This window comes from Jidongwangia harbinensis (genome assembly GCF_020216025.1).
GTDB lineage: Bacteria > Actinomycetota > Actinomycetes > Mycobacteriales > Micromonosporaceae > Actinoplanes > Actinoplanes harbinensis.
In genome coordinates this window covers 113,242-136,012 of record NZ_JAIWNC010000006.1, presented here as the reverse complement: position 1 = coordinate 136,012, position 22,771 = coordinate 113,242, and the positions used below count along the sequence as shown (strand labels likewise).

The 22,771-nt window shown below is 71.2% G+C and carries 20 protein-coding genes and 1 tRNA gene; 6 read left to right on the top strand and 15 right to left on the bottom strand.

Annotated elements, in window-relative coordinates:
• Position 1: 1 nt before the first annotated feature.
• Positions 2 to 550, bottom strand: a complete 549-nt coding sequence (locus tag LDL48_RS10965) for an RNA polymerase sigma factor (RefSeq protein WP_225254940.1) — start codon at positions 548 to 550, stop codon at positions 2 to 4.
• A gap of 50 nt (positions 551 to 600) precedes the next feature.
• On the opposite strand from LDL48_RS10965, the gene LDL48_RS10960 reads away from it, so the two are divergent.
• Positions 601 to 1,941, top strand: coding sequence for a serine/threonine-protein kinase (locus LDL48_RS10960; RefSeq protein ID WP_225255096.1), 1,341 nt, complete (start codon positions 601 to 603; stop codon positions 1,939 to 1,941).
• Positions 1,942 to 1,944: 3 nt separating this feature from the next.
• On the opposite strand, the gene LDL48_RS10955 is transcribed toward LDL48_RS10960, so the two are convergent.
• The 5 genes from LDL48_RS10955 to LDL48_RS10935 form a co-directional block, all read right to left on the bottom strand.
• Positions 1,945 to 2,604 carry an RAD23 family protein gene (locus tag LDL48_RS10955; protein WP_225254939.1) on the bottom strand — a complete coding sequence of 220 codons (660 nt, stop codon included), beginning with the start codon at positions 2,602 to 2,604 and terminating at the stop codon, positions 1,945 to 1,947.
• A gap of 97 nt (positions 2,605 to 2,701) precedes the next feature.
• Entirely contained in the window at positions 2,702 to 3,607 is a 906-nt protein-coding gene (locus LDL48_RS10950) for a hypothetical protein (protein WP_225254938.1), read from the bottom strand.
• A 199-nt stretch (positions 3,608 to 3,806) separates the two neighbouring features.
• A tRNA-Met gene (locus tag LDL48_RS10945) sits at positions 3,807 to 3,883 on the bottom strand.
• A gap of 111 nt (positions 3,884 to 3,994) precedes the next feature.
• On the bottom strand, positions 3,995 to 6,976 hold the full coding sequence (locus LDL48_RS10940; RefSeq protein ID WP_225254937.1) for a UPF0182 family membrane protein: 2,982 nt from the start codon (positions 6,974 to 6,976) through the stop codon (positions 3,995 to 3,997).
• A gap of 75 nt (positions 6,977 to 7,051) precedes the next feature.
• Complete coding sequence (locus LDL48_RS10935) at positions 7,052 to 8,068, bottom strand: YlbL family protein (RefSeq protein WP_225254936.1); 1,017 nt, start codon at positions 8,066 to 8,068, stop codon at positions 7,052 to 7,054.
• A 158-nt stretch (positions 8,069 to 8,226) separates the two neighbouring features.
• On the opposite strand from LDL48_RS10935, the gene LDL48_RS10930 reads away from it, so the two are divergent.
• The gene (locus LDL48_RS10930; RefSeq protein WP_255627982.1) at positions 8,227 to 9,399 is read left to right on the top strand and encodes a zinc-dependent metalloprotease; all 1,173 of its coding nucleotides are present in this window, start codon (positions 8,227 to 8,229) and stop codon (positions 9,397 to 9,399) included.
• Positions 9,400 to 9,577: 178 nt separating this feature from the next.
• Here LDL48_RS10930 and LDL48_RS10925 read toward each other — a convergent pair whose 3' ends face one another.
• Positions 9,578 to 10,171 (bottom strand): hypothetical protein, encoded by a 594-nt coding sequence (locus tag LDL48_RS10925; protein WP_225254934.1) that lies wholly within the window; start codon positions 10,169 to 10,171, stop codon positions 9,578 to 9,580.
• Positions 10,172 to 10,264: 93 nt separating this feature from the next.
• On the bottom strand, positions 10,265 to 10,795 hold the full coding sequence (locus LDL48_RS10920; protein ID WP_225254933.1) for a M48 metallopeptidase family protein: 531 nt from the start codon (positions 10,793 to 10,795) through the stop codon (positions 10,265 to 10,267).
• 459 nt (positions 10,796 to 11,254) lie between these two features.
• Here LDL48_RS10920 and LDL48_RS10915 point away from each other — a divergent pair, with 459 nt between their 5' ends.
• The 3 genes from LDL48_RS10915 (at position 11,255) to LDL48_RS10905 (ending at position 14,174) form a co-directional block, all read left to right on the top strand.
• Entirely contained in the window at positions 11,255 to 11,416 is a 162-nt protein-coding gene (locus LDL48_RS10915; protein ID WP_225254932.1) for a DUF5679 domain-containing protein, read from the top strand.
• 207 nt (positions 11,417 to 11,623) lie between these two features.
• Entirely contained in the window at positions 11,624 to 12,748 is a 1,125-nt protein-coding gene (locus tag LDL48_RS10910) for a ThiF family adenylyltransferase (protein WP_225254931.1), read from the top strand.
• Between the two features lie 79 nt (positions 12,749 to 12,827).
• Entirely contained in the window at positions 12,828 to 14,174 is a 1,347-nt protein-coding gene (locus LDL48_RS10905; RefSeq protein ID WP_225254930.1) for an ABC1 kinase family protein, read from the top strand.
• Between the two features lie 314 nt (positions 14,175 to 14,488).
• Here the strand turns inward: LDL48_RS10905 and LDL48_RS10900 are convergent, their stop codons facing one another.
• From LDL48_RS10900 to LDL48_RS10890, 3 genes are all read right to left on the bottom strand, one after another.
• A complete protein-coding gene (locus LDL48_RS10900; RefSeq protein WP_225254929.1) occupies positions 14,489 to 14,848 on the bottom strand; it encodes a WhiB family transcriptional regulator in 360 nt (119 codons plus the stop codon).
• Positions 14,849 to 14,991: 143 nt separating this feature from the next.
• Positions 14,992 to 15,270, bottom strand: a complete 279-nt coding sequence (locus tag LDL48_RS10895; protein WP_225254928.1) for a hypothetical protein — start codon at positions 15,268 to 15,270, stop codon at positions 14,992 to 14,994.
• Positions 15,271 to 15,413: 143 nt separating this feature from the next.
• Positions 15,414 to 17,555 carry an ATP-dependent DNA helicase UvrD2 gene (locus LDL48_RS10890; protein ID WP_225254927.1) on the bottom strand — a complete coding sequence of 714 codons (2,142 nt, stop codon included), beginning with the start codon at positions 17,553 to 17,555 and terminating at the stop codon, positions 15,414 to 15,416.
• A 93-nt stretch (positions 17,556 to 17,648) separates the two neighbouring features.
• On the opposite strand from LDL48_RS10890, the gene LDL48_RS10885 reads away from it, so the two are divergent.
• A complete protein-coding gene (locus tag LDL48_RS10885) occupies positions 17,649 to 17,891 on the top strand; it encodes a mycoredoxin (protein ID WP_225254926.1) in 243 nt (80 codons plus the stop codon).
• Between the two features lie 154 nt (positions 17,892 to 18,045).
• On the opposite strand, the gene LDL48_RS10880 is transcribed toward LDL48_RS10885, so the two are convergent.
• From LDL48_RS10880 to LDL48_RS10865, 4 genes are all read right to left on the bottom strand, one after another.
• The gene (locus tag LDL48_RS10880; RefSeq protein ID WP_225254925.1) at positions 18,046 to 18,909 is read right to left on the bottom strand and encodes a phytanoyl-CoA dioxygenase family protein; all 864 of its coding nucleotides are present in this window, start codon (positions 18,907 to 18,909) and stop codon (positions 18,046 to 18,048) included.
• Between the two features lie 104 nt (positions 18,910 to 19,013).
• On the bottom strand, positions 19,014 to 19,949 hold the full coding sequence (gene nudC, locus LDL48_RS10875; RefSeq protein ID WP_225255095.1) for an NAD(+) diphosphatase: 936 nt from the start codon (positions 19,947 to 19,949) through the stop codon (positions 19,014 to 19,016).
• Positions 19,950 to 20,014: 65 nt separating this feature from the next.
• Positions 20,015 to 21,334: a M16 family metallopeptidase gene (locus tag LDL48_RS10870; protein ID WP_225254924.1), complete on the bottom strand. Its 1,320-nt coding sequence runs from the start codon at positions 21,332 to 21,334 to the stop codon at positions 20,015 to 20,017.
• Positions 21,331 to 22,638 (bottom strand): M16 family metallopeptidase, encoded by a 1,308-nt coding sequence (locus LDL48_RS10865; protein WP_225254923.1) that lies wholly within the window; start codon positions 22,636 to 22,638, stop codon positions 21,331 to 21,333. The genes LDL48_RS10870 and LDL48_RS10865 overlap by 4 nt, the downstream gene beginning before the upstream one ends.
• Positions 22,639 to 22,771 lie beyond the last annotated feature (133 nt).

The following is a 22,771-nucleotide window of genomic DNA, read 5'->3' as shown; positions in this document are numbered from 1 at the left end:
GTCACAGGCCCCGCGTGAGGCTGCCGCGGACGTGGACGCGAGCCTGATGGATGCGGGACTTGACGGTGCCCTCCGGGATGCCCAGGTGCTCGGCGATCTCCCGGTAGTCCAGCTGGCAGATGTCCCGCAGCACCATCGGCGCCACCCACTCCGCCCGGTGCGCCTCCAGGCGTTCCAGCGCGTCCAGCAGGTCCAGGCGGGAACCCGCGATGACGCTGGTGGTCCGCGCGTCGGCCGGTTCCACCGGCGGCGCGGCGTAGGCCTGCTCCGCGGCCCGGCGCTTCAACGACCGGTACGTCTGCCGGGCGCTGTTCGCGACGATCACGTGCAGCCACGTCGAGAACCGTGATCGCCCCTCGAACCGGTGGATGTTGCGGGCCACCTGGAGCAGCACGTCCTGGCAACTCTCCTCCGCGTCCTGCGGGCAGGGCAGGAATCGCGCACACCGGCGGAGCACGCCGGGCCGGATGGCGGCGAGCAGCGCGTGCAGCGCCGTGTCGTCCCCCGCCGCCGCCCGGTGCGCCAGATCCTCGTGCTGGTCGTTCCGCATGCCCGCCCCCGTCGTCCGCCGCGCGGCTGATGAATAATACGAACGTGTCGATGCCCGCCGAGATCGGCCGCTACCGTGTCCTCCGGCGGCTGGGATCCGGCGCGTTCGCCACCGTCTGGCTCGCCGAGGACGATGTCCTGGACTCGCCCGTGGCGATCAAGGTGCTGGCCGACAACTGGGCGCACCACCCCGATGTGCGTGCCCGCTTCGAGCAGGAGGCGCAGCTGCTGCGCCTGGCCGACTCGGAACGGCTGGTGCGGGTGCACGACTTCGGCGAACTGCCGGACGGCCGGCCGTACCAGGTGATGACCTACGCGGACGGCGGGACGCTGGCCGAGCGGCTCGCCGACGGCCCGATGCCGGTCCGGGCCGCGTTGCGCACCGCCGCGGACATCGCCGAGGCGGTGTCGGTGCTGCACCAGGCCGGTGTCCTGCACCGGGACCTGAAACCGTCCAACGTCCTCTTCAGCACGGTCCGGGGAAGCCGGCGCGTGCTGGTCGCGGACCTGGGACTCGCCAAGACGATCGCGCACGCCTCCGGCTTCACGGTGGTCGCCGGCACCCCCGGCTACATGGCGCCCGAGCAGTCGGTGCCGGGCGGCGGCATCGACGTACGGACCGACGTCCACGCCCTCGGCGCGCTCACCTATCACATGCTCACGGGGCGTCCCCCCGGGTCGCGGGAGGGCCGCACCGGTATGCCGCCGGCACCGCCGTCGAAGGTACGCCCCGGCATCCCGCGGCAGGTGGATCACATCGTCCTCCAGGCTCTCGAACGGGACCGGCAGCGGCGCTGGCCGACCGCGGACCGGTACGCCACGGCCCTGCGCGCCGCCGCCGTCAGCCGGCCCGGCCGCAGTCGGCTGCACCGAGCGTTGTCGCGGACGGCGGGTTCCGTGGCGGTGCTGGCGATGCTCGTCGCTCTCGGCGGATCCTCGGAGGCGGCCGGGTGGACCCGGGTCGCGGACTCCTCGGGAACGCTGTCCCTCGCGGTGCCGCGCGACTGGGCCGAACAGGTGCGCAGCACCGGCTGGGACCCGGCGACCGTCGGGCTTCCCTCCGGTCGCCGGCCCGGCCTGCTCGTCGGTGCGGACCTCGGGTCCTGGGGCGACCCACTGCACGCCCGCCCGGGCGTGTTCGCCGGGGAGAGCCCCGCGCTGGCGGACGGCGATTCCACGCTGCGCCCGCCGACCCACGGGGGGTGCCGCCGGCAGCCCGACCGCCCGGTCACCGTGGCCGGGTCGACCGCCCGGATGCGGCGGTGGACGAGCTGCGGCGGGACCGCCGTCTCGTACAGCGAGGTGGTGCTCGACGGCGTCTACGTCCAGATCAAGCAGGCCGGCGGCACCGACCGCACCGACGAGGTGCTCCGTACCCTGCGCCGGTCCTGACCGTCAGTCGATGCACCTCTGCTCGGCGGAACTCAGCGCCAGGTGGCTGACCTTGCCATCCTTGATGTCGATGACATATCGCGCACCGCGGTTGCCCGGCACCCGCACCGCACCCTCCCCGGCGTCGCTGTCACCCAGGACGAAGGCGAAGCCCGGGTACGCCTTCCGGACCGCACTCAGCGAGCTGCCGAGCCGGACTCCCCGCGGCGTGCGCACGGTGCCGTACAGGGCGAGGTAGGAGACGCCCCGGCTGGGATCGATCATGACCGTCGCGTTCTTCGAGCCACGCACCTTCGAGACGCCGCAGCGGGCCGGATAGTCGGCGACCCGGTATCCCTGGAGCATGCCGGTCGCCTTCGCCTGCTTGCGGCTCATGCCCAGCTTCAGCGGGCCCAGGCCGTCCGGCCCCAGCACCCGCCGCGCGCTGCTCGTACGCACCGGACCGGACGTGGCCGGCCGCTCCGAAGCCGACCGGACCGAGACCGGCGCGCTCCGCCCCGGCCCGGTCGTGGCCGGCGCGGAGCGGGCCGGGCCCAGAGATGCCGAGGCGGCGGGCCGCTCGCCGGCCGGCGCCGTATCCCCCGCCGCCGGCTCCCCGCCCGTACCGCATCCGGTGATCAGCACCACGCTGATGACCGCCCCCGTGACAGCAATCGTTCGCACCTCGTGTCCCTTCGTCGCGTGTGGCTCCCGTCCTCTGGTGCGATGCCGAGGACCACGCTCCGGTTCTGACGGCCAGGTCACGAGACGATAACGGCCGTCAGGCGCGCGGCCCCCCGCGCTTCGTGGTGAACCGGTCGGTCATCCATCTCTTGCTGTAGTTCCCGTCGTCCGCCCGCGTGTTCCGGCCGAGGTTCACCCCGTCCAGTCTCGCGGCCAGCCGGCCGAGGTCGACGTCGTCGGCTCGCCCACTGCCTCCCCACGCCGCGGTCGTCAGCGCTCTGGGCACCGGTGCCGGCGGAAGACCCATCGCCCGGGCGATGTGCCGGCTCAGCGCCTCGTCCAGGGACAGAGCGTTCGGCGACTTCGCCGCGGGGGGCGCTATGACATAGTCCGGAATCGGCGGGGCCGTCCGGAGGGCGGGGGGCAGCGGCGGCACGGCCATCCCGTGCACCTTGTGGAAGTGTGTCCAGGCCTGCTGGGGATAGGTTTCCCCGGTGGCACCGGCGACCCAGCCCGCCTCGTAGAGGTTCCGCCACGCCCACTTGAACGCCTCCGCCTTGAAGACGTCCCGCTGCTCGAGCAGTTCCTTCGCGTTCGGCTTGGCCTTCAACTCGGCGATCAGCTTCGGGTACGCCCAGTGCGTGTCGAGCCGCCCGGGGTCCGCGTCCCAGAGGTAGGTCGCCTCGGCCATGATCGAGCGGGCCTCGTCGGCGATGTGGATGTGCACGAACGCGTCCGGCGGCAGCCCGGGCCGGTTCTCGCGGACCAGGTCGGCGGTGGCGCCCCTCCGGAACGATTGCACGTGGGCCATCTCGTGGATCGCCTCGAGCGCTCGGTCCTCCGGCGACACCCGGGCGTCCAGGTAGACGGCGCCCATGTTCGAGCGGGAGCCGCCCTCCGACCAGAACAGGGGAATTTCCATGCCCTGGTACGGACCCGGCCGGCCGACGATCGAGTCCCGCAGCTGCCGGGCGAACTCGGAACGGTCCAGCTTCGCGTGCACGTCCTGCCAGGTTGCCCGGTCGATGGGGCGTGGCGCGGCGGGCGGCGCCGGCCACGGGTGATACCCGTGATGGGAGTACATCGTTGTTTGCTCGTTTCGCCGGGGACGGCTGATGACCCCCCATAACGAGCTCCGGACCGGAACGGTTCACGGGACACGAAGACGCCCCCTCAGAGAATCTCTGAGGGGGCGTCATCCTTGGTAGCGGGGACAGGATTTGAACCTGCGACCTCTGGGTTATGAGCCCAGCGAGCTACCGAGCTGCTCCACCCCGCGCTGCCTGCAACCCCTTGCGGCGTTGCTTGGTAAACAGTAGCGCACCCGTCCCGCGGGCTGCAAAACGACCCCCCGTGGCCCGCCCCGGAGGGCGGGCCACCTGGGGAAACGTCAGCCGCTGGGACTCGGTGCGGGGTTCGGCGGCGCGCTGCCGGACGGCGCCGGTGTGGGCGCCGAGGTGGCGCCCGCGGCCCGCTGTGCGTCCTGGAACCGGGTCATCGCCTGGTCCAGGGCCTGCATGGCCTGCCCCTCCTTGACGAAGTCGTTGGCCCGCTGCGCCGCCTTCAGGTCCCCGATCGCCTTGTCCACGTCCGCGGCCGCCTGGGCCAGCTGACCGGGTACCACCGGAGGTGGCCGGTTGTCGGCCGGTGGCGGGTTGTTGCCGCCGGCCGGCGGGTTGTTGTTCCCGGTGTTGGCGCCGGCCGCCTTGCCCTGGGCGACCAGGTTGTCCAGGCCCTCCTTGAGGTTGTTGGCCAGCACCACGTAGGTACCGCCGTCACCGTAGGAGAGCAGCACCTTCTGCAGCAGCGGGACGGCGTTCTCCTGGCTGCCCTTGACGTACACCGGCTCGACGTACAGCATGCCGTTGCCGACCGGCAGGGAGATCAGGTTGCCGTAGAGCACCTGGGACTGGTTGCTGTTGGACAGCAGCGTCAGTTCGGACCGTACCGTCGCGTTGTTGGTCATGCGTTGATGCACCTGGACCGGGCCCTGGGTGACCGTCTGGTCGGGTAGCTCCAGCACCTCGAGCTTCGGCTTGCCGTCCACGTACGAACCGGAGATCAGCGCCGCGAGGTTGTCCCGGTTGCTCGGCGTCACCGCGGACGTCAGCTGGAAACGCGCCTTTTCCTGGCCGGGCAGCTGCACGTTCAGGTAGAACGGCGGCTGCTTGATGCCCTCCTGCGGCGCGTCCGGGTCGTTCGGCACCTGCCAGAAGTCCTGGCCGGAGAAGTACTCGGCCGGGTTGGTGACGTGGAACCGGGAGAGCAGGTTGCGCTGCACCTTGAACATGTCGGCCGGGTAGCGGAAGTGCTCGGCCAGTGACGCCGGCGTCTCCGCCTTGGGCACGACCAGGTCGCCGCCGAACGCCGCGTTCCAGGCCTTGAGGATCGGGTCCTGGTCGTCGAACTCGTACAGCTTGACCGTGCCGTCGTACGCGTCGACGGTGGCCTTGACCGAGTTGCGCATGTAGTTGACGTTGTCCCGGGCCAGCGCGAACGTGCCCTGGTTGGTGGTCTCGTCGCGGGTCTCCTGCTGCAGGTTGACCCGCTGCGAGTACGGATACGTCGCGGAGGTGGTGTAGCCGTCCAGAATCCACTGGATCTTGCCGTCCACCACGGCCGGGTACGGGTCGCCGTCGATGGTGAGGAACGGCGCCACCTTGGCCACCCGGGAGCGCGGGTCCCGGACGTACATCAGGCGGGACTCCGAGTTGACCGCGTCGGAGAGCAGGAAGTTGCTCTCCGTGTTCTTGATCGCGAACACCAGCCGGCGGAAGAACGAGCCGATCGGCACGCCGCCCTCGCCGGTGTACGTGTAGCGCTCCTCGGCGTTCTTGTCGTTCGGCTGCGGGCGGTCGAACTCCACCTTGCGGTTGGGGTCCTCCTGGCCGACGATCGCGTACTCGGTGGACTGCTCGCCGTAGTAGATGCGGGGCTGCGCGACCCGGATCTCCTCGTCCTCCGACGCACAGCCGGGCTGCTGGTCGTCGCCGAGGAAGCCGGAGACGAAGTACGGCAGGCCGCCGCAGACCACCTGGTTGGCGGGCGCCGCGACAAGGCCGTACCCGTGGGTGAAGGTGGTGTGCCGGTTGATCCAGTTCTGCTGCTGCGTGGTGAGCGCGCTGTCGTTGATCTCGCGGACGCCGACCACGTAGTCCTTGGAAGCGCCGCCCACCGTGTACCGGTCCACGTCCAGCTTGGGCCCGAAGTCGTAGAAGCCGCGGACCTGCTGCTGCTGGGTGAACGCCTCGGACACCAGCTGCGGGTCGATCAGCCGGACATTCTGCGCGTTGGCGTCGGTCGCCAGCGTCCCCGGCGGCACCGTGTTCGACGCCGCGTAGGGGCGCATCTCCGCGACGTCCAGGCCGAACGCCGCACGGGTGGCCTTGATCGACCGCTCGATGTACGGCGCCTCCTTGTCGGCGAGGCTGGGCTGGACCGTGAAGTTCTGCACCGCGAGCGGGTAGATGCCGCCGATCGCGACCGCCGAGATGGCCAGCAGCGCCAGCGAGACGCCCGGCCAGACCAGGTTGCGCATGAAGGCGTTGGAGAAGACCACGATGGCGATCGCCACCACGATCGAGATGTAGACCAGGATCTCCTTGGCCGGCAGCAACGCGTTGACGTCGGTGTACCCGGCGCCGTACAGGCCCGGTGAGACGTGCTGCTCGAGCAGCAGGGCCCGCTGGTCCAGGATGTAGGCCACGGCCTTCAGCAGCACGAACACCGCGACCAGCGAGGTCAGGTGGGCGCGCGCCGCGGACGTCATCCGGTCGCCGACGCCCTGCAGCCGGACACCGCCGAAGATGTAGTGCACCGCCAGCGCACCGAGGACCGACAGCACCACGGCGGTGAAGCCGACGCCCAGCACGTACCGCCAGAGCGGGTACTCGAAGACGTAGAAGCCGACGTCCACCTTGAACTCGGGGTCCTCGACGCCGAACGGCTGGGCGTTCTGGAACAGCAGCCAGTCCCGCCAGCGGTTCTGCGCGCTCAACCCGGCGAAGAACCCGATCACCACGGCGATCGACGCGATCCAGGTGCCCAGGCGGGGCGCGATGACCATCCGGTACCGCTCCAGCGTGGCCTGCTCCGCCGAGTGCGGCCGCAACAGCGGCCGCAGACGGTACGCCAGGTAGAGGTTGCCGGCGACCACCAGCGCCATCAGCAGGCCGACCACCACGAACAGCAGCAGCCGGGTGACCAGCATGCCGGTGAAGACATTGGCGTAGTCGACCTCGCGGTACCAGAGCAGGTCGGTGTACTTGTCGATGCCCCAGCCGAGCAGCGAGAAAAGAAGGAAGACCCCGACCAGGACGCCGACCGTGACGCGACCGCGCCGGCTCATCCTCGGCAGAGGACTGTTACGCATGACCAACGTAGGCTCCGAACACTTGGCGGAGTTTCACATTATGGCGTGCTGCCCCGCGGGCGGTTGCACGAGTCGTTACGAGCATGGCACCGCAGTGCCGCCGGTGGTGAATGCCTGGAGTGCCCGGAGGGCGTCGTCCACGCTGCCCACCCGCGCCATCGGCAGGCCCGGGACGGCGTTGCGGAGCGCCTCGGCGCAGTTGTCGGCCGGCACCAGGAACAGCTGGGCCCCGGCGGCCTTGGCGCCGACCAGCTTCTGCGGGATGCCACCGATCGGGCCGACCGTACCCTCGTCGTCGATCGTGCCGGTGCCCGCGATGATCTTGCCGCCGGTGAGGTCCTGCGGCCGGACCTTGTCGATGATGCCGAGCGTGAACATCAGGCCGGCGCTCGGCCCGCCGATCTCCCCGAGGTCGATCTTCACGTCGAACGGGTGCGGCTGCCGCCGGTCGATCTGCACGCCGATCCGCGGGGTGCCGCCGTCGTCCTTGCTGGTGATCCGCGCGGTGCCCGGCTTGCCGTCCCGGGTGTACCCCACGGTCAGCGTGGTGCCGGCCGGTTTGGCCTGGATCAGCTCGGTGAGCTTCTGCGGGCTGGTCACCGCGGTGCCGTCGACCGTGCTGACCACGTCGTCCTTGGCCAGCTTGCCGTCCGACGCGCCGCCCGCCGTCACCTCGGCCACGAACGTCTGCACCGGGTAGCCCAGCTCGCGCAGCGCGACCGTCTCCGCGCTGGTCTGCGACACCTGGAACTCCTGCTCGTTCTGCTCCTCGACCTGCTTCTCGGTCTGGTCCGGCGGGTAGATCACGTCCCGCGGCACCACCGCCTGCTGGTCGCTGAACCAGCCCCGGATCGCCCAGACCAGTTCGACGTCGTTCTGCACCCCTACGGTGGTGAGCCGGAGCTGGCCGGCGGACTTCGACGTGTCGGTCCGGGTCACCTGGATCACTTCTTTGCCGTTGTCCGAACCGAGCGTGTCGACGGTCGGACCGGGCTTCAGCACGACGTACGGCATGGGAGCGGCCATGACCCCGACGGCTAGCAGCGCGGTGATCAGGGCGCCGAGGATGACCGTGACACCGCGACGTCTCATGCGCGTGAGCGTACCCACCTACCCTGAGTTCTCTCTGAGCTGACACCGGCATCGGCGCTTCGGGGGCGTTTCCCGCGTACGGTTGAGCCGTGCCTGATATCCCGTTCGGCTTCTCCCTGCCGGGCGCACAGCCGCCCGACCCCTCCGACCCGCAGCAGATGCAGCAGTTCATGGCCCAGCTGCAGCAGATGTTCGCCGCACCGGGCAGCGGCCCGGTCAACTGGGACCTGGCCCGGCAGGTGGCGGCCAGCCAGCTGACCGGGACCGGCGACCCGGCGGTGACCATCGTCGAGCGCAACCAGGTCGAGGAGTCGCTCCGGCTCGCCGACCTCTGGCTCGACCCCGCCTCCGCGCTACCCAGCGGCATCCGCACCGCGACCGCGTGGAACCGTAATGAGTGGATCTACAACACGCTCGACGTGTGGAAGAAGCTCTGCGACCCGATCGCCGGCCGCATGGTCGGCGCGATGGGTGACCTCGTGCCCGAGGAGGCCCGCGCCCAGCTCGGCCCGATGCAGTCGATGGTCGCCACGCTCGGCGGCGCGCTGTTCGGCGGCCAGCTCGGCCAGGCGCTCGGCCAGCTGGCCGCGGAGGTGCTCTCGGCCGGCGACATCGGCCTCCCGCTCGGCCCGGCCGGCACGGCCGCGTTGATCCCCGCCAACATCAAGGGGTACGGCGAAGGCCTGGAACTGCCCGAGGACCAGGTCCGGCTGTACGTGGCGCTGCGCGAGGCGGCACACCAGCGCCTGTTCGAGCACGTCCCGTGGCTGCGTGCCCACGTGCTGAACGCGGTGGAGACGTACGCCAACGGCATCACCGTCAACCGCGAGGCCATCGAGGACGCGATGAGCCGCGTCGACCCGTCCGACCCCGAGTCCATGCAGGCGATGGCGCTGGAAGGCATCTTCACGCCGGAGGACACCCCGCAGCAGAAGGCCAGTCTGGCGCGGCTCGAGACGGCGCTGGCGCTGATCGAGGGCTGGGTCGGGCACGTGGTGGACACCGCCGCCGGCGACCGGTTGCCGTCGGTGGTCGCGCTCGGCGAGGCGTTCCGCCGCCGCCGGGGTGCGGGCGGTCCCGCCGAGCAGACGTTCGCCGCCCTGGTCGGCCTGGAGCTGCGGCCGCGCAAGCTGCGCGAGGCGGCGGCGCTGTGGGCCGCGGTGACCGAACACCGCGGCGTGCCCGGGCGGGACGCGCTCTGGGAGCACCCCGACCTGCTGCCGACGGACGAGGACTTCGCCAACCCGCAGGGGTTCGCGCAGGCCCGGTCGGACTGGGACATCTCCGAGCTGGACAACCTCGGCAAAGAGGACGGCGGGCCGCAGAGCTAGACGGCCCTCACCTGGGCCGGCCCGTCCGCGGGCCGGCCCGCCGCCGGCCTGAGCTGGTGGGTTCGGTCCGCCGCTCGCCGTCGGCCTGAGCTGGTGGATTCGGTCCGCCGCTCGCCGTAGGCCTGAGCTGGTGGGTTCGGTCCGCCGCTCGCCGTCGGCCTGAGCTGGTTCGATGCGGTCAGCCACCCAGCAGTGCGCGGGTGGCGTCCCACCCTTCGAGGGCGGGGTCGAGCGTGGCCAGATCCGCCGGTCCGCGCAGCCGCCGCCACTCCGCGGTCGACTCGACCTCGCGCGGCTCCGGTGCGGTCCGGCGCAGCGACGTGGGTGACGCCGTGTCCAGGTCGTGGTCGCCCAGCCAGTCCGGCGCGGGCAGGCGGGTCGCCACGCCCAGCAGGCCGCCGCCCGGTCCGCCCGGCGCGACCGCGACCGGCTTGCTGGTGAGCGGCCGCAGCAGCTTGCCGAGCACCATGCCGGGCACGTCGGCGGCATCCGAGGCGATCACCGCGGCCTGGTCGTACCGGTCCGCGGCGGCGGCCTCCAGCACCGGCCGCACGGTGGCCGCCGGCACCTCGTAGATCCGCATGCCCGGCCAGGCGATCCGCTCGGCCAGCGCGCGGTCCGCCGGGGTGGCCGCGATCGCCGGGTCGGCCTGCGCCAGCATGGCCAGCAGATCGACGACGTCTTCGGCCAACGCGGCCCGCCACGCCTCGAGGTCGACCCCGGGCGGGCTCCACGTCACGGGCACCAGAAGCGCCACCACCACCCGCCGCACGTCCCTAACCTACCCATGACGCCGGTTCCGCGCCGCCGGCGCCCGCCACCGCGGAGATACGCCCGGGTCTCGAGGGCGGAGGTGCACTCCGACTCAGTCGGCCAGCACGAGGCCCGTTGCCGCCGAGATGCCCTCCAGGTAGCCGCGGGCCCGTTCCGCCTTCGGGTACCGGTTCACCAGTTCCCAGAACCGCGCACTGTGGCTCGGCACGACCAGATGGGCCAGCTCGTGCAGCAGCACGTAGTCGATGACCCAGTCCGGCATCTCCTGGATGCGGTGCGAGATGCGGATGGTGCCGTCGTCGGGGGTACAGGACCCCCAGCGGCCGTTCTGGTTGGTCACCCACCGGACGCTGGCCGGCGTCACCCGGGCCGCGTGGTCGGCGAGGTACCGGGCGGTCAGGCGGGTGGCGCGCTGGGCCAGCTCGTTGTCCGTGCGCTGGATGCGTTCCTCGCGGGCGGCGAGCCGGGCGAGCATGCGCTCCACCCATTCGGTCTCCTCGGCGCGGGAGAACCGGTCGGGGATGAGCACGACGACGCGCTCACCGTCGCGATAGGCGGACACCGTGCGGCGACGGCGCTGGCTGCGCCGCACTTCGACGACAGGCTTGCGCGTCCGGGCCATTACCGGCTCGCGCGGCCCAGATTCGGGTTCACGTTGAGACGCTAATCCGTGAGACCTAGGTCACCGCAAGAGTACGCCCGACGACACGCGCCAGAAAAGAACCCTTTGCCCCGGACTGACCGAAAAAAATTTGCCAACCCGCAACACCAGTACCCGTACCCAATCACATGATCGGGGAACCCACGACACTGGCGTCCCGTTTAGGCCCTTCTGAGACTTTCCTCGGCGTGTCCCGGCATATCTGCCCAAAAAGGGCGCACCTGGCCCGCAGACTCACGTCGTCGTCGACACCGGCGACACCGCGCTGACATGGAAACGGCTCGACCTGGGTAGTGACCGCCCCGAGCGGGTGGCCACATGCACGTGGTCGCGGAGCGGTCCAGCGCCAACAGGTCGCGGCCTGTCGCCGCGGGGAGGGCACCGGGTCGACCCGGCCGACAACATGAACGAGGAGGAACCGTGGCCGACAACACGTACAACGGCTACTGCGTCAAGTGCAAGGAGAAGCGTGACTTCCAGGGCAACGTGGAGGTCTCGAAGACCGGCATGAACATGGCCAAGGGCAAGTGCCCGGTCTGCGGCACCACCGTCAACCGGATCCTGGGCAAGGCCAAGGCCTGAGTTGCCTGACCGGGACAGGGGCGGCCGAACCGGCCGCCCCTGTCCCGTTTCACCCCTGCGAGTCGTAACCAGTATCCACATCACCACGTTGAGTAAGTAGAGCCAGTATCGTCGCTGTGGATAACTTGTGGATAAGTCGGTGGACAGGCTGTCACGCCTGTGGACAACCGTCTCGCTTCGCATCGCGGTGATGACACGCTGTGATGTATGAGTCGGTCCGCCGTACCCCGGCCCACCCTGATTCCCGGCCTGCCGCGCCTCTGGCGCGACCCCCACACCCTGCAGCTCGGCCTCGATCCGCCGCGCGCCGTCCTGGTCGATCTGCCGGACCCGCGAGCGGCGCGGATCCTCGATCTGCTCGACGGCTCCCGGCCCGAGCGCGTCGTACTGCGCCGGGCCACGGCGGACGGCATCGCCCCGGCCGACGCCCGGGCTCTGCTCGACGCACTGCACGCGGCCAGGTTGGTGCTGCCGGCACCCGCGCTGTGGCCGGCGTTCCTGACCGAGGACGCCCGTCACCGGCTGACCGGCGAGGCGGCTGCCCTGGCGTTGCAGCGAGCCACCGTCCCCCGGCCGCCCGGCTGTCCGGAGGATCGGGCCCCGAGCGGAAGAGCGAAGGATGCCGGTGCGGCCAGAGCCGGTGGTCCGGGCGGGCGGTCGCCGGCCGCGACGCTGCGCCGGCGCCTGGCCGCCCGCGTGGTCGTCACCGGGCACGGCCGGCTCGGTGCCGCCATCGCGGTCGCCCTGGCCGAGGCCGGCGTCGGTCACGTCCATCCCGATCTGCCCGGCCCGGTCGCCCTGGCCGAACTCCCCGGCGGCCCGCTCCGCGGCACCGATGTCGGCACACCGCGGAGCGAGGCCGTCGCGTCGGCCCTGCGCCGCAGGGTGCCGGGCGTCGAGACCCGTCCGGTACGCCGCGGCGCCGCCGCCCTGCTGATCCAACTCGGGTACGCCCAGCCCACCGCCCTGGTCGCCGCCGCGCATCTGAGCCGGCGCCAGCCTCACCTCGCCGTGTCGGTCCGGGACGGCGTCGCGGTGGTCGGGCCGTGCGTGCCGCCCGCCGGCGCCCCGTGCCTGCGCTGCGTCGAGTTGCACCGCCGGGAGCGTGACGCCGGCCGCCCGGAGCCGGCGGACCGGCCGGCGACCGGGACCGCCGAACCGTGCCCGGTCGCCACGCTGCTCACCGCCACCGGGTACGCGACCGCGGAGGCGCTGACATACCTGGACGGCGGGCGTCCGGAGACGGTCGGGGCGGCCGTGGAGATCGCCGCGCCGGGGCGGTTCCGCAGGCGCAGCTGGACGCCGCATCCGGACTGCGGCTGCCGGCGGTGAACGGGACTTCCGGGCCGGGTGCGGCGCAGATGACACAACCGGGGAGGTTGAACCGCCCGGCGTCGGTCACAATGATCTGGTGAGCGACATACCGCGTCGTGCGGCCTCCCGGACCGCCAGGCTTGCCGCGCTACCCCTCGGCTTTGCCGGGCGGACGGCGCTCGGCCTCGGCAAGCGGGCGGTCGGCGTCGCCACGGACGTCATTTCCGCCGACATCCAGCAGCGCACCGCCGAGCAACTGTTCAGTGTCCTGGGACAGCTCAAGGGCGGAGCCATGAAGTTCGGGCAGGCCCTGAGCGTGCTCGAGGCGGCGATGCCGGAGGAGATGGCGGGACCGTACCGGCAGGCGCTCACCAAGTTGCAGGAGGCCGCGCCGCCGATGCCGGTGGCGAGCGTGCACAAGGTGATGAGCGAGCAGCTGGGCGCGGACTGGCGGGACAGGTTCGCCGAGTTCGACGACAGCCCGGCCGCCGCGGCCAGCATCGGGCAGGTGCACAAGGCGGTGTGGAAGCTGCCGCCGTCCCGCAAGGGCGCCCGGCCGAAGACGCTGCCGGTGGCCGTGAAGATCCAGTATCCGGGCGCCGGCGACGCGCTGCTGTCCGACCTGAAGCAGCTGTCCCGGCTGGCCGGCATGTTCAAGATCATTCAGCCGGGCATGGACATCAAGCCGCTGGTGGCGGAGCTGCGGGAGCGGATCGTCGAGGAACTCGACTACGCCATGGAGGCGGAGGCGCAGCGCACGTTCGCCGCCGCGTTCACCGGCGACGCGGACATCTACGTGCCGCGGGTGGTCGCGGACGCGCCGCGGGTGCTGGTCACCGAGTGGGTGGACGGCACGCCGCTGGCCAAGGTGATCAGCGACGGCACCGAGGCGGAACGCGACGAGGCCGGCCGGCTGATGGCCACCCTGCACTTCTCCGCACCGCAGCGGTGCGGCCTGCTGCACGCCGACCCGCACCCCGGAAACTTCCGGATTCTCGCGGACGGCCGGCTCGGGGTGATCGATTTCGGTGCGGTGGCCCGGCTGCCGGGCGGTCATCCGGAGCCGATCGGCCGCCTGGTGCGGCTGGCGCTCAGCGGCGACGCGGAGGCGGTGGCGGACGGGCTGCGCGACGAGGGGTTCATCAAGCGCGACGACGAGATCGACGCGCAGGGTGTGCTGGAGTTCCTGCGCCCGATGATCGAGCCGGTGGCGGTGCCGGAGTTCCGCTTCACCCGGGCCTGGCTGCGCGGCGAGGCCACCCGGCTGTCCAATCCGCGGTCACCGGCCTACCAGTTGAGCCGCAAGCTCAACCTGCCGCCGTCGTACCTGCTGATCCACCGGGTCACGATCGGCTCGATCGGCGTGCTGTGCCAGTTGGAGGCGCAGGCGCCGTACCGCGCGATCCTGGAGAAGTGGTTGCCGGGTTTCGCCCCGGTGCCGTGACCGCCGTCCGAGCAGGGCGAAGGCCCGTCCGCCGGAGCGGACGGGCCTTTCGCGTTCTCTGGTTGCTGACGGTCTCACTCGATCAGAAGGGGCGCCCACCCAGTTCGCGTGCGGCGCGCTGACGCGCGGCCATGGCTACTCGGCGTCCGGATCGGTGAGCCTCAGGGGTCTGGTCGGCCTGAGGCCGACGCATTCGGGCACGGGACAACGCTTCTTGGAGAAGTTTCACCTTCGGGGCTCCGTTCAGGGTCACAGCTGCACTCGTTTCGCGGACGGGGTGGTGGACGGGGGCGGTGGTGGTCGTGATGGTCATGTCACGCCGCCAGCCGGACGGCGTTGCGCTCGAGACCGTTCGCGGCGAGCCGCTCCTCGACCTCGACCTTCAGCTCGGCGTCGCGAGCGACGTCGACCTTGCGGGGACGGCCCCGCGGCCGCTTGCGCGGAACAACGGCACCGCGCTCAAAGATCTCGCCTCCCCAGACACCCCAGGGCTCGTTCCGCTCGACCGCGCCGGCCAGGCACTCGACGCGCAGCGGGCAGTCCCCGCAGAGCGACTTCGCCAGTTCCAGCTGGGCCGGGGAGTCCGAGAACCACAGGTCCGGGTCGAACTTCCGACAGGGCAGGTTTGCCTCGAGCTCGACGGAAACGTCGAGTGGGGCCAGCGCCAGACTCATAAAGCCCGGTCACCTCTCTCTTCTCTCGATCTTCTGGATCGCCATACAGGTCGTGCGCGCCGGCCGGTGAGCCGACAAAAAATATGGCCGCGGATCCCGGTTACGGGTTCCGCGGCCTCGAGGTGAGCCGGTTGGTCTGTTGATCAGACCGGCCTTCCTCGAGGCGGGACACCGCTGGCGCCATCCGTCATACGCTTGACGGAGATGCCGTTGCTGCCCACGAACCCAGTGGTCCCGTAGTTTCCGCCGACGCCGGTCAGGGTGAGGCCCAGCTCGGCCTGGGTCCAAACCTGGTGCACCTGCGAAACCGGAGCCCGTTCCGCAGCCAACACCGCAACGGACACGGTGGACGGCTTCGGAGCGGACGGAGCGCAGGCAGCAGCAAGCAGCAGCGACGGTCGCTGAATCGTGTAGATCTCCATCGGTGCCACCTCCTCCATATGCCTTGCGCTCGTGTTCCTACGGGGTGTTTCTGCCCTGGTCGGGCACGGTGCGAAGCCGCGCTCGTCTAGGTGTGCACTGAGGCTAAGCCTCGTCGCACAGCGAGGGCAAACGAATTACGGGACTAGTTTCCAAAGTTTTCTGCCACAAGATCATCTGGGTCGGCGCCGCGCACCAGAGCGAACACTGCCTCGCCGTACTGGCCCAGCTTGCGGGGGCCGATGCCGGCGATCGCCAGGAGGTCGGCCGGGGTGTCCGGGCGGCGCTCCGCGAGGGCCACCACGGTGGCGTCGGTGAACACGACGTACGCAGGCACTTTCTGGGCCGCGGCGGCCCGGCGGCGCCACTCGGTGAGGCGGGCGAAGAGGTCCTCGTCGAGGTCGGACGGGCAGGTCGGGCAGCGCCCCAGTTTGCGGTCCGCACCGGCGAGCAGGGTGGCGCCGCAGATCCGGCAGGAGGACACCTGGGAACGCCTGCGGTCGGGTTTCCGACTCACCGACGAGGCGCCGGCCCGTTCGGTCCCGCCGGAGCGCTCCAGCTGCGGCAGGAACCGGCACGGCCGGCGGGCCCGGCCGCCCGGGGAACGCGACTGGCCGTACGACAACCAGAGCCACTGGCGGGCCCGGGTCACCCCCACGTAGAGCAGCCGCCGCTCCTCCTCGAGCTGCTCCGGCGTCTTCGCGTACGTGGTCGGCAGGGTCCCGTCGGAGAGACCGACCAGGAACACCGCGTCCCATTCCAGGCCCTTTGCCGAGTGCAACGACGCCAGCGTCACGCCCGCCACGGTCGGCGCGTGCTGTTGTTCGGCGCGCCGGGCCAGCTCCGCGTTGAACGCGGCCAGCGAGACGTCCCGCTGCACCGCGCCGGCCTCGCCGAGCGGAAGCACCTCGGGGGCGGCCGCGTACTCCTCGGCGAGGGTGACCAGCGCCGCGAGCGCCTCCCACTGCTCCCGGGCGGCCCCGCCCGGCGGTGGCTGGTCGCGTGCCCAGCCGGTCGCGGCCAGCGCCTCGACCACCGCGTCGACCAGGGGCGTCTCGCCCGGGATGGAGCGCACCGCGGACCGCAGCGCCACCATGGCCTGCCGCACCTCGGAACGCTCGAAGAACCGCTCCGCGCCGCGCACCACGTACGGCACCTCGATCTCGGCCAGCGCCTTCTCATACGTCTCGGACTGCGCGTTGGTGCGGAACAGCACCGCGATCTCGCTGGCCGGCGTGCCGGACGCGATCAGCTCCCGGCACCGTCTCGCGACCGCCGTGGCCTCGGCCGGCTCGTCCGCGAAGATCTTCAGCTCCGGTTCGGCACCGGGCGGCCGCTGGCCCTGCAGCTCCAGCCGGAGCCGCGCCTCGCTGCCCCGGGCCTGCCGGATGACCGCGTTGGCCAGGCCGACCACCTGCGGGGTGGAGCGGTAGTCACGGACCAGCCGGACCACCACGGCGTCCCGGCGCTGCTTGGGGAAATCGATCAGGTACGACGAGGTGGCGCCGGTGAACGAGTAGATCGTCTGACTCGCGTCGCCCACCACGGTGACGTCCTCCCGGCCGCCCAGCCAGGCGTCCAGCAGCCGCTGCTGGAGCGGGTTGACGTCCTGGTACTCGTCCACCACGAAGTGCCGGTACTGCGCGCGGATCTGCTCGGCGACGTCCGGGTGCTCCTCGATTCCCCAGACCGCGGCGCGCAGCATGTCCTCGAAGTCGATCACGCCTTGCCGGCGCTTGAGCTGCTCGTACGCCGCGAAGACCTCGGCCACCTTGGCCGCCTCGATCGGCGGCTCGCGCAGCGCCTTGGCCGCGGCCACCGCATATTCCCCGGGCTCGGCCAGCGAGGACTTCGCCCACTCGATCTCGGCCGCGAGGTCCCGCGCGCCGGTGCGGTCGACCCGGACCCCGGCGCGGGTGGCGGCGAGCGCCACGAGCCGGCCCTTGCTCTCCAGCAACTCCGGCATGCCGCGCCCCTCGAGCAGCCGGGGGGCGAAGTAGCGGACCTGGCGCAGCGCGGCCGCGTGGAACGTGCGGGCCTGCACCCCGGCGGCGCCCAGCGCGGTGAGCCGGGCGCGCATCTCGGCGGCGGCGCGGGCGGTGAACGTGACGGCCAGCACGTGCCGGCCGCTGATCTCGCCGGTCAGCGACCGGTACGCGATCCGGTGGGTGATCGCCCGCGTCTTACCGGTGCCGGCCCCGGCGAGGATGCAGACCGGCCCGGCGGGGGCGGTCACCGCCCTGCGCTGATCGGGGTCCAACCCGGCGAGTACGCGTTCCGCTGTCACAACCGGGAATCATGGCACCCACCTACGACGTTTCCCCGGATGGCTCCGCGGTATGCGGCAGCGGACGCCACCTCTGCGAAGGGATCGTGACCGATGTTGATCATGTACTCGACGTCCTGGTGCGGGTACTGCCACCGCCTGAAGTCCCAGCTCGACCGGGAAGGCATCGGCTACCAGGTGATCGACATCGAGCGGGACCCGGCCGCGGCGGAGTTCGTGATGGGCGTCAACGGCGGCAACCAGACCGTGCCGACGCTGCGTTTCGACGACGGGTCGGCCCTGACCAATCCCTCGATCAAGCAGGTCAAGGAACATCTCGCGGCGCTGCGGGCCTGATCTCGCCACCGCCCGGCCCCCGTTGTGAGGCCGTCTGATCACGGCCCGAGCCGGACGATGTCGATCACAGTGGGCCGCCCGGTGCGGGGGCGTACCGGGCGGCCCGGCTTTCGGCCCGCCGGAGTAGCAGCTCCGGCGGGTCGTCGCGGGCCCGTTACGGGATCAGAGCCGGGATGCTGGCGTCCAGCAGCCCGCGCTGCTTGAGTTCGCCGTACAGCGGGGTGGTCTCCGGGTAGTGGCCCCAGAGGTGATCGCCGTCGCCGTCGCCGACGCCGCCGAGGAGCTGGCGCTGCACGTCGTTGAGGCCCGCCCACATGGGCTGGTTGGGCAGGTCGGCGACGTTGTCGCGGCCGGCCAGCCAGCGGTAGGTGTACCCGAAGAAGGCACCGACGCGGGTGATCGACGAGTAGTTGTCCGACCGGGCGTGCCAGATCCGGCGGTCGAACACCACCAGGTCGCCCGGGTTCGCGGTGATCTGCAGCGCGCCCTCCGGCTGCGGCCACGGGACGCCGCGGCTCGGCGGGCCGGGCAGCCAGTTGGTCAGGTGGCTGCCGGGCAGCACGGTGAAGTTGCCCCGGCCGGTCTCGCTGACGTCGGAGAGCCAGTACGCCAGCTTGACGCTCATCCGCGGACGCGGGTCCGTCTCCAGCTCACGGTTCTGCCGGCCGCCGTCCTGGTGCCAGTGCCACCAGTCGGGCGTCTTCTCCTTGATCTGCGGGTGCACGTCGATGTGCGAGTGGTAGACGTGCACGTTCCAGCCGAGCAGCGACCAGATGTACCGGAACGCCACCGGGTGGTCGAGCAGGAAAGCCAGTTCGGGGCAGGCGGTAACCGCGGAAAGCTCATGCAGCGCACCCGTCACACCGGCCTTCTCGCGGAAGTTGAGAATGGCCGTACGCGCCCGCTCTATCTCGTCCTGGTTCAGCACATTTCGAATCACCAGGAAGCCGTCGCGGTCGAATTGCGCGCGTTCCTCGTCCGTCATGGGGGTCCATGCGGGCGCGATGACCTGCGTCATGTGTGTAAACCACCTCTCGGTCTCTGCAATGCAGACGTGGCTCGTCACCGTATTCGTTGCACGCAATAGCCGAGATTCTCGCTGATTCGACGGACGTGATTCCGTTATCGGGGGAAATCACCCATCCAACGCTCAACCAGATAGAACGCGATAGACGACCGCATAGGGAGGCTCATGGCGATGCCACTCTGTGGCTCAATGTAATTGCCGGCAATCATTTGAGTAATGTCGCGGCGACTGAACCAGTGCGCCTCGTCGATCTCCTCGGGGTCCAGCGTCAGCTCCTGGTCCCGGTCGGCGACCGCGGAGAAGCCGAGCATCAGCGACCCGGGGTACGGCCACGACTGGCTGGCCTCGTACCGCACCGAGCTGAGCCGGATGCCGACCTCCTCGGCCACCTCCCGGGCCACCGCCGCCTCCGCCGACTCGCCGGGCTCGACGTAACCGGCCAGACAGGAGAACCGCCGCATTCCGTCCGGCCCGTCCGGCCAGGCCGAATTGTGCCCGAGAAGACACCGCCCGGCGGGCCCGGCGACACCGTCGTGGATGAGAACGATCATGGCGGGATCGGTACGCGGCCACATCTGCCGCCCCTCCGGATCCACCCGCGACCAGCCGCCCTCGATCACCGTGGTGGGCTGCCCGCTGCGCGGCGAGTAGACGTGGGTGGCGTGCCAGTTCCCCAGCGCGGCCGCCGCCGTGAAGATGCCGGCGTCCCGGTCGTCCAGCCGGTGCCCGATCTCGCGCAACGTCACCGCACGGGCCGCGCGACCGGTCGGCAGCGGCGCGTCGACGGTGAACAACGGCGTGCCGTCGAGGTCGAGGCCGAGGAACAGCCGTTCCCCGGCGGGCGCGTCCGTCGCGGGCACCAGGACCAGCGCGGCGCCCCCGCCGGGTTGCTCGGTGACCAGCGCCCGGCCCCCCTTCGCGACGTCCACCACCAGCACCAGCCCGCGCTCCCAGGCGGACGCCAGCCAGGCGGCATCGCGCCGGTGGTGCGCCGCCCGGTCCAGCGTGGTCCGGGCCAGCGGCGGCGCCACCGGCCGCCCACCGGGCTGCTCCCCGACATCCGGCTGCTCCCCGGCGTCGCGCTGCTGGTCCTGGCTCACTCGGTGTCGCGCTCCAGCGCGGTCAAGGCGGACAGCGGCCCCTCCACCTTCTCCGCGTCGCCGAGCACCACGGTGATCGCCCGGGCCGGGGCCAGGTATCGCGCGGCCACCTCGGCCACCTGCTCCCGGGTCGCCGACGCCAGCGCGGCCGAGTGGTCGCGCAGGTAGTCCAGGCGTAGCCCGAAACTGGCGTACATGCTGGCCAGCCCGGCCAGCCCGCCCTGGGTGGACATGCCCAGGCGCAGGGTGCCGAGCGCGTACCGGCGGGCCTGCTCCAGCTCCTCCTCGCCCGGCGGCAGGCTGGCGATGCGGCCCAGCTCGTACATGGTCTCGAGCAGCGACGGGCCGGTCACCTCGGTGGCCACCTCGGCGGACGCGACCAGCGCGGAACCGGCGAGGAAGTGCTCGATCGAGGTGTGCGGGCCGTACGTGTAGCCCTTGTCCTCCCGGATGTTCTCCACCCAGCGGGACGAGAAGTAGCCGCCGAAGAGCAGGTTGGCGAGCTGCAGCGCGGCGTGGTCGGGGTGGGTACGGGGCACCGCGGGCAACGCCATCCGCAGCGACGACTGCACCGCCCCGGGACGGTCCACCAGCAGCAGCGGACCGGGCTCCAGTTCCGGCGTGGGCGGCACGTTGCCGTCCTTGCTCGGGCCGGTCCAGCTGCCCAGCGCCTTGTCCGCGGCGTCGATCGCCTTCTCCGGGTTGACGTCGCCGACCAGCACCAGCACCGCGCCGTCCGGGCGCAGCCGGTCCGCGTGCAGGGCCCGCAACTGGGCCGGGCGTACCCCCTTGACCTGTTCTGGCTCCGGGGTCTGCACCGCGTAGGGGTGGCGGCCGTACATCCGCTTCAGCAACGCCACCCGGGCCAGGTGCGCGGGCTGACTCTGCGCCACCTGGATGTGGTCGACCAGCCGGTCCCGCTCGGTGGCCACCTCCTCGGCCGGGTAGGTGGCGTCGGTCAGCACCGCGGCGAGAATCTCCAGCGTCCGGTCCAGCCCGCCGGCCAGCGTGTTGCCGGTGATCAGCAGCCGGTCCGGGTCCAGCCCGGCGGACAGCCCGCCGCCGACGGTCTGCAGCTCGGCGGCGATGTCGATGCTGGACATCGTGCCGGTGCCGGTGAACAGCGCCTGGGACAGCAGCGTGGCGCGGGGCAGCGGGGCCCGTCCGAACGGCACCCGCAGCCGCAGCTCGACCAGCGGCACCGAGGTACGCCGGATGGCCAGCACGGTCAGGCCACTGGCCAGCGTGCGCTCGGCCTGGCGAGGCAGTTTGATCTTGCTGTCCGGCACCAGGTCCGGAAGGGAATGCTTGGTCACTGGCCCGCTCCCGGTACGACCTCGACAGTTGCCCGACGTGAAGGTTGCAGAGTGGCGGCCGCCGCGACGATCTGCTCCGCGGTCACCTCGCCGACCAGCCGGGGCAGGTCGTTGAGCAGGTCCGGGCGTCCGCGTTGCTGTTCCAGGACGGCCATCGGCAGGGCCCGGCCGAGCACCGGATCGGTGTCGCGCAGCAGGTGCGTCGCCATCCGGGCCTGGGTGCGGGCCAGCTCGCCGGCCGGCAGGCCGCCGGTGGCCAGCCGGTCCAGTTCCTCGTCGATGGTGCGCAGCACCTTCTCCGGGTCGCCGCCGGGTGGGAGGTGCGCCTGCAGCAGCAGCGCGGTCGGGTTGCGCACCAGGTATTCGTCGCCCATGAAGCCGATGTAGCCGCCCAGGCTGGTGACCGTGCGGTCGCGCTGCACCAGGCGCTCGACCAGGCGGGAAGCGTCGCCGTCGGTGAGCACCTCGGCCAGCACCACATACGGCAGATAGGCGGCGAAGTCCCCGATCGGGTCGGGCACCCGCCAGCCGCTGGCCACCGCGGGCAGCGGCGCGAGCCGGTCGGTGTACCGGTCCCGCTTCTCGCCGGTCAGGTCGGGCTCGTCGAAGTCCGGTCGCGGCGGCGCCGGGCGGGACGGTACGTCGCCGAAGTGCCGTTCGACCAGCGCCGTCGCGTGCGCCACGTCGAAGTCGCCGGCCACCGACAGCACCGCGTTGCCGCAGGCGTAGTAGCGCTGGAAGAACTCCTGCGCGTCGTCGACGGTGGCGCTCTCCAGGTCGGCGAAGGAGCCGTACCCGTCGTGCTCGTTGGGGAACGTGGAGAACATCACCGGGGGCAGCTTCAGCCAGGGGAAGCCGCCGTACGGCCGGTTCAGGACGTTGACCCGGATCTCCTCCTTGACCACGTCCACCTGGTTGCGCAGGTTCTCCTCGGTGAGCCGGGGCCCGCGCATGCGGTCGGCCTCGAGGAACAGCGCCCGCTCCAGGCCGCCGGTCGGCAGCACCTCGAAGTAGTCGGTGTAGTCCAGGTGGGTGGACCCGTTGAAGGTGCCGCCAGCGCCCTGCACGTGCCGGAAGTGGGCCAGCTTCTCGAGGTTCTCCGAGCCCTGGAACATGAGGTGCTCGAAGAGGTGAGCGAACCCGGTGCGGCCCTCCGGCTCGGACCGGATGCCGACGTCGTAGACGACCGCCACACCGACCACCGGTGCGCTGCGGTCGGGTGACAGGACCACCCGCAGGCCGTTGTCGAGGGTGAATCGTTCGATCGGGTACTTCGTCGCGGGGATCTTCACTTTGCGCGCCACGGTATGAATCTAGCCTGACCTGCCGACCCGACGGCGACCACGCCATCACTTTCGGTCGTCCCCCGCCTTCCACGATGCGGTTCACCCTTGACGAGGCAAACCCACCTCATCCATTATTCCCATGCATCAGATA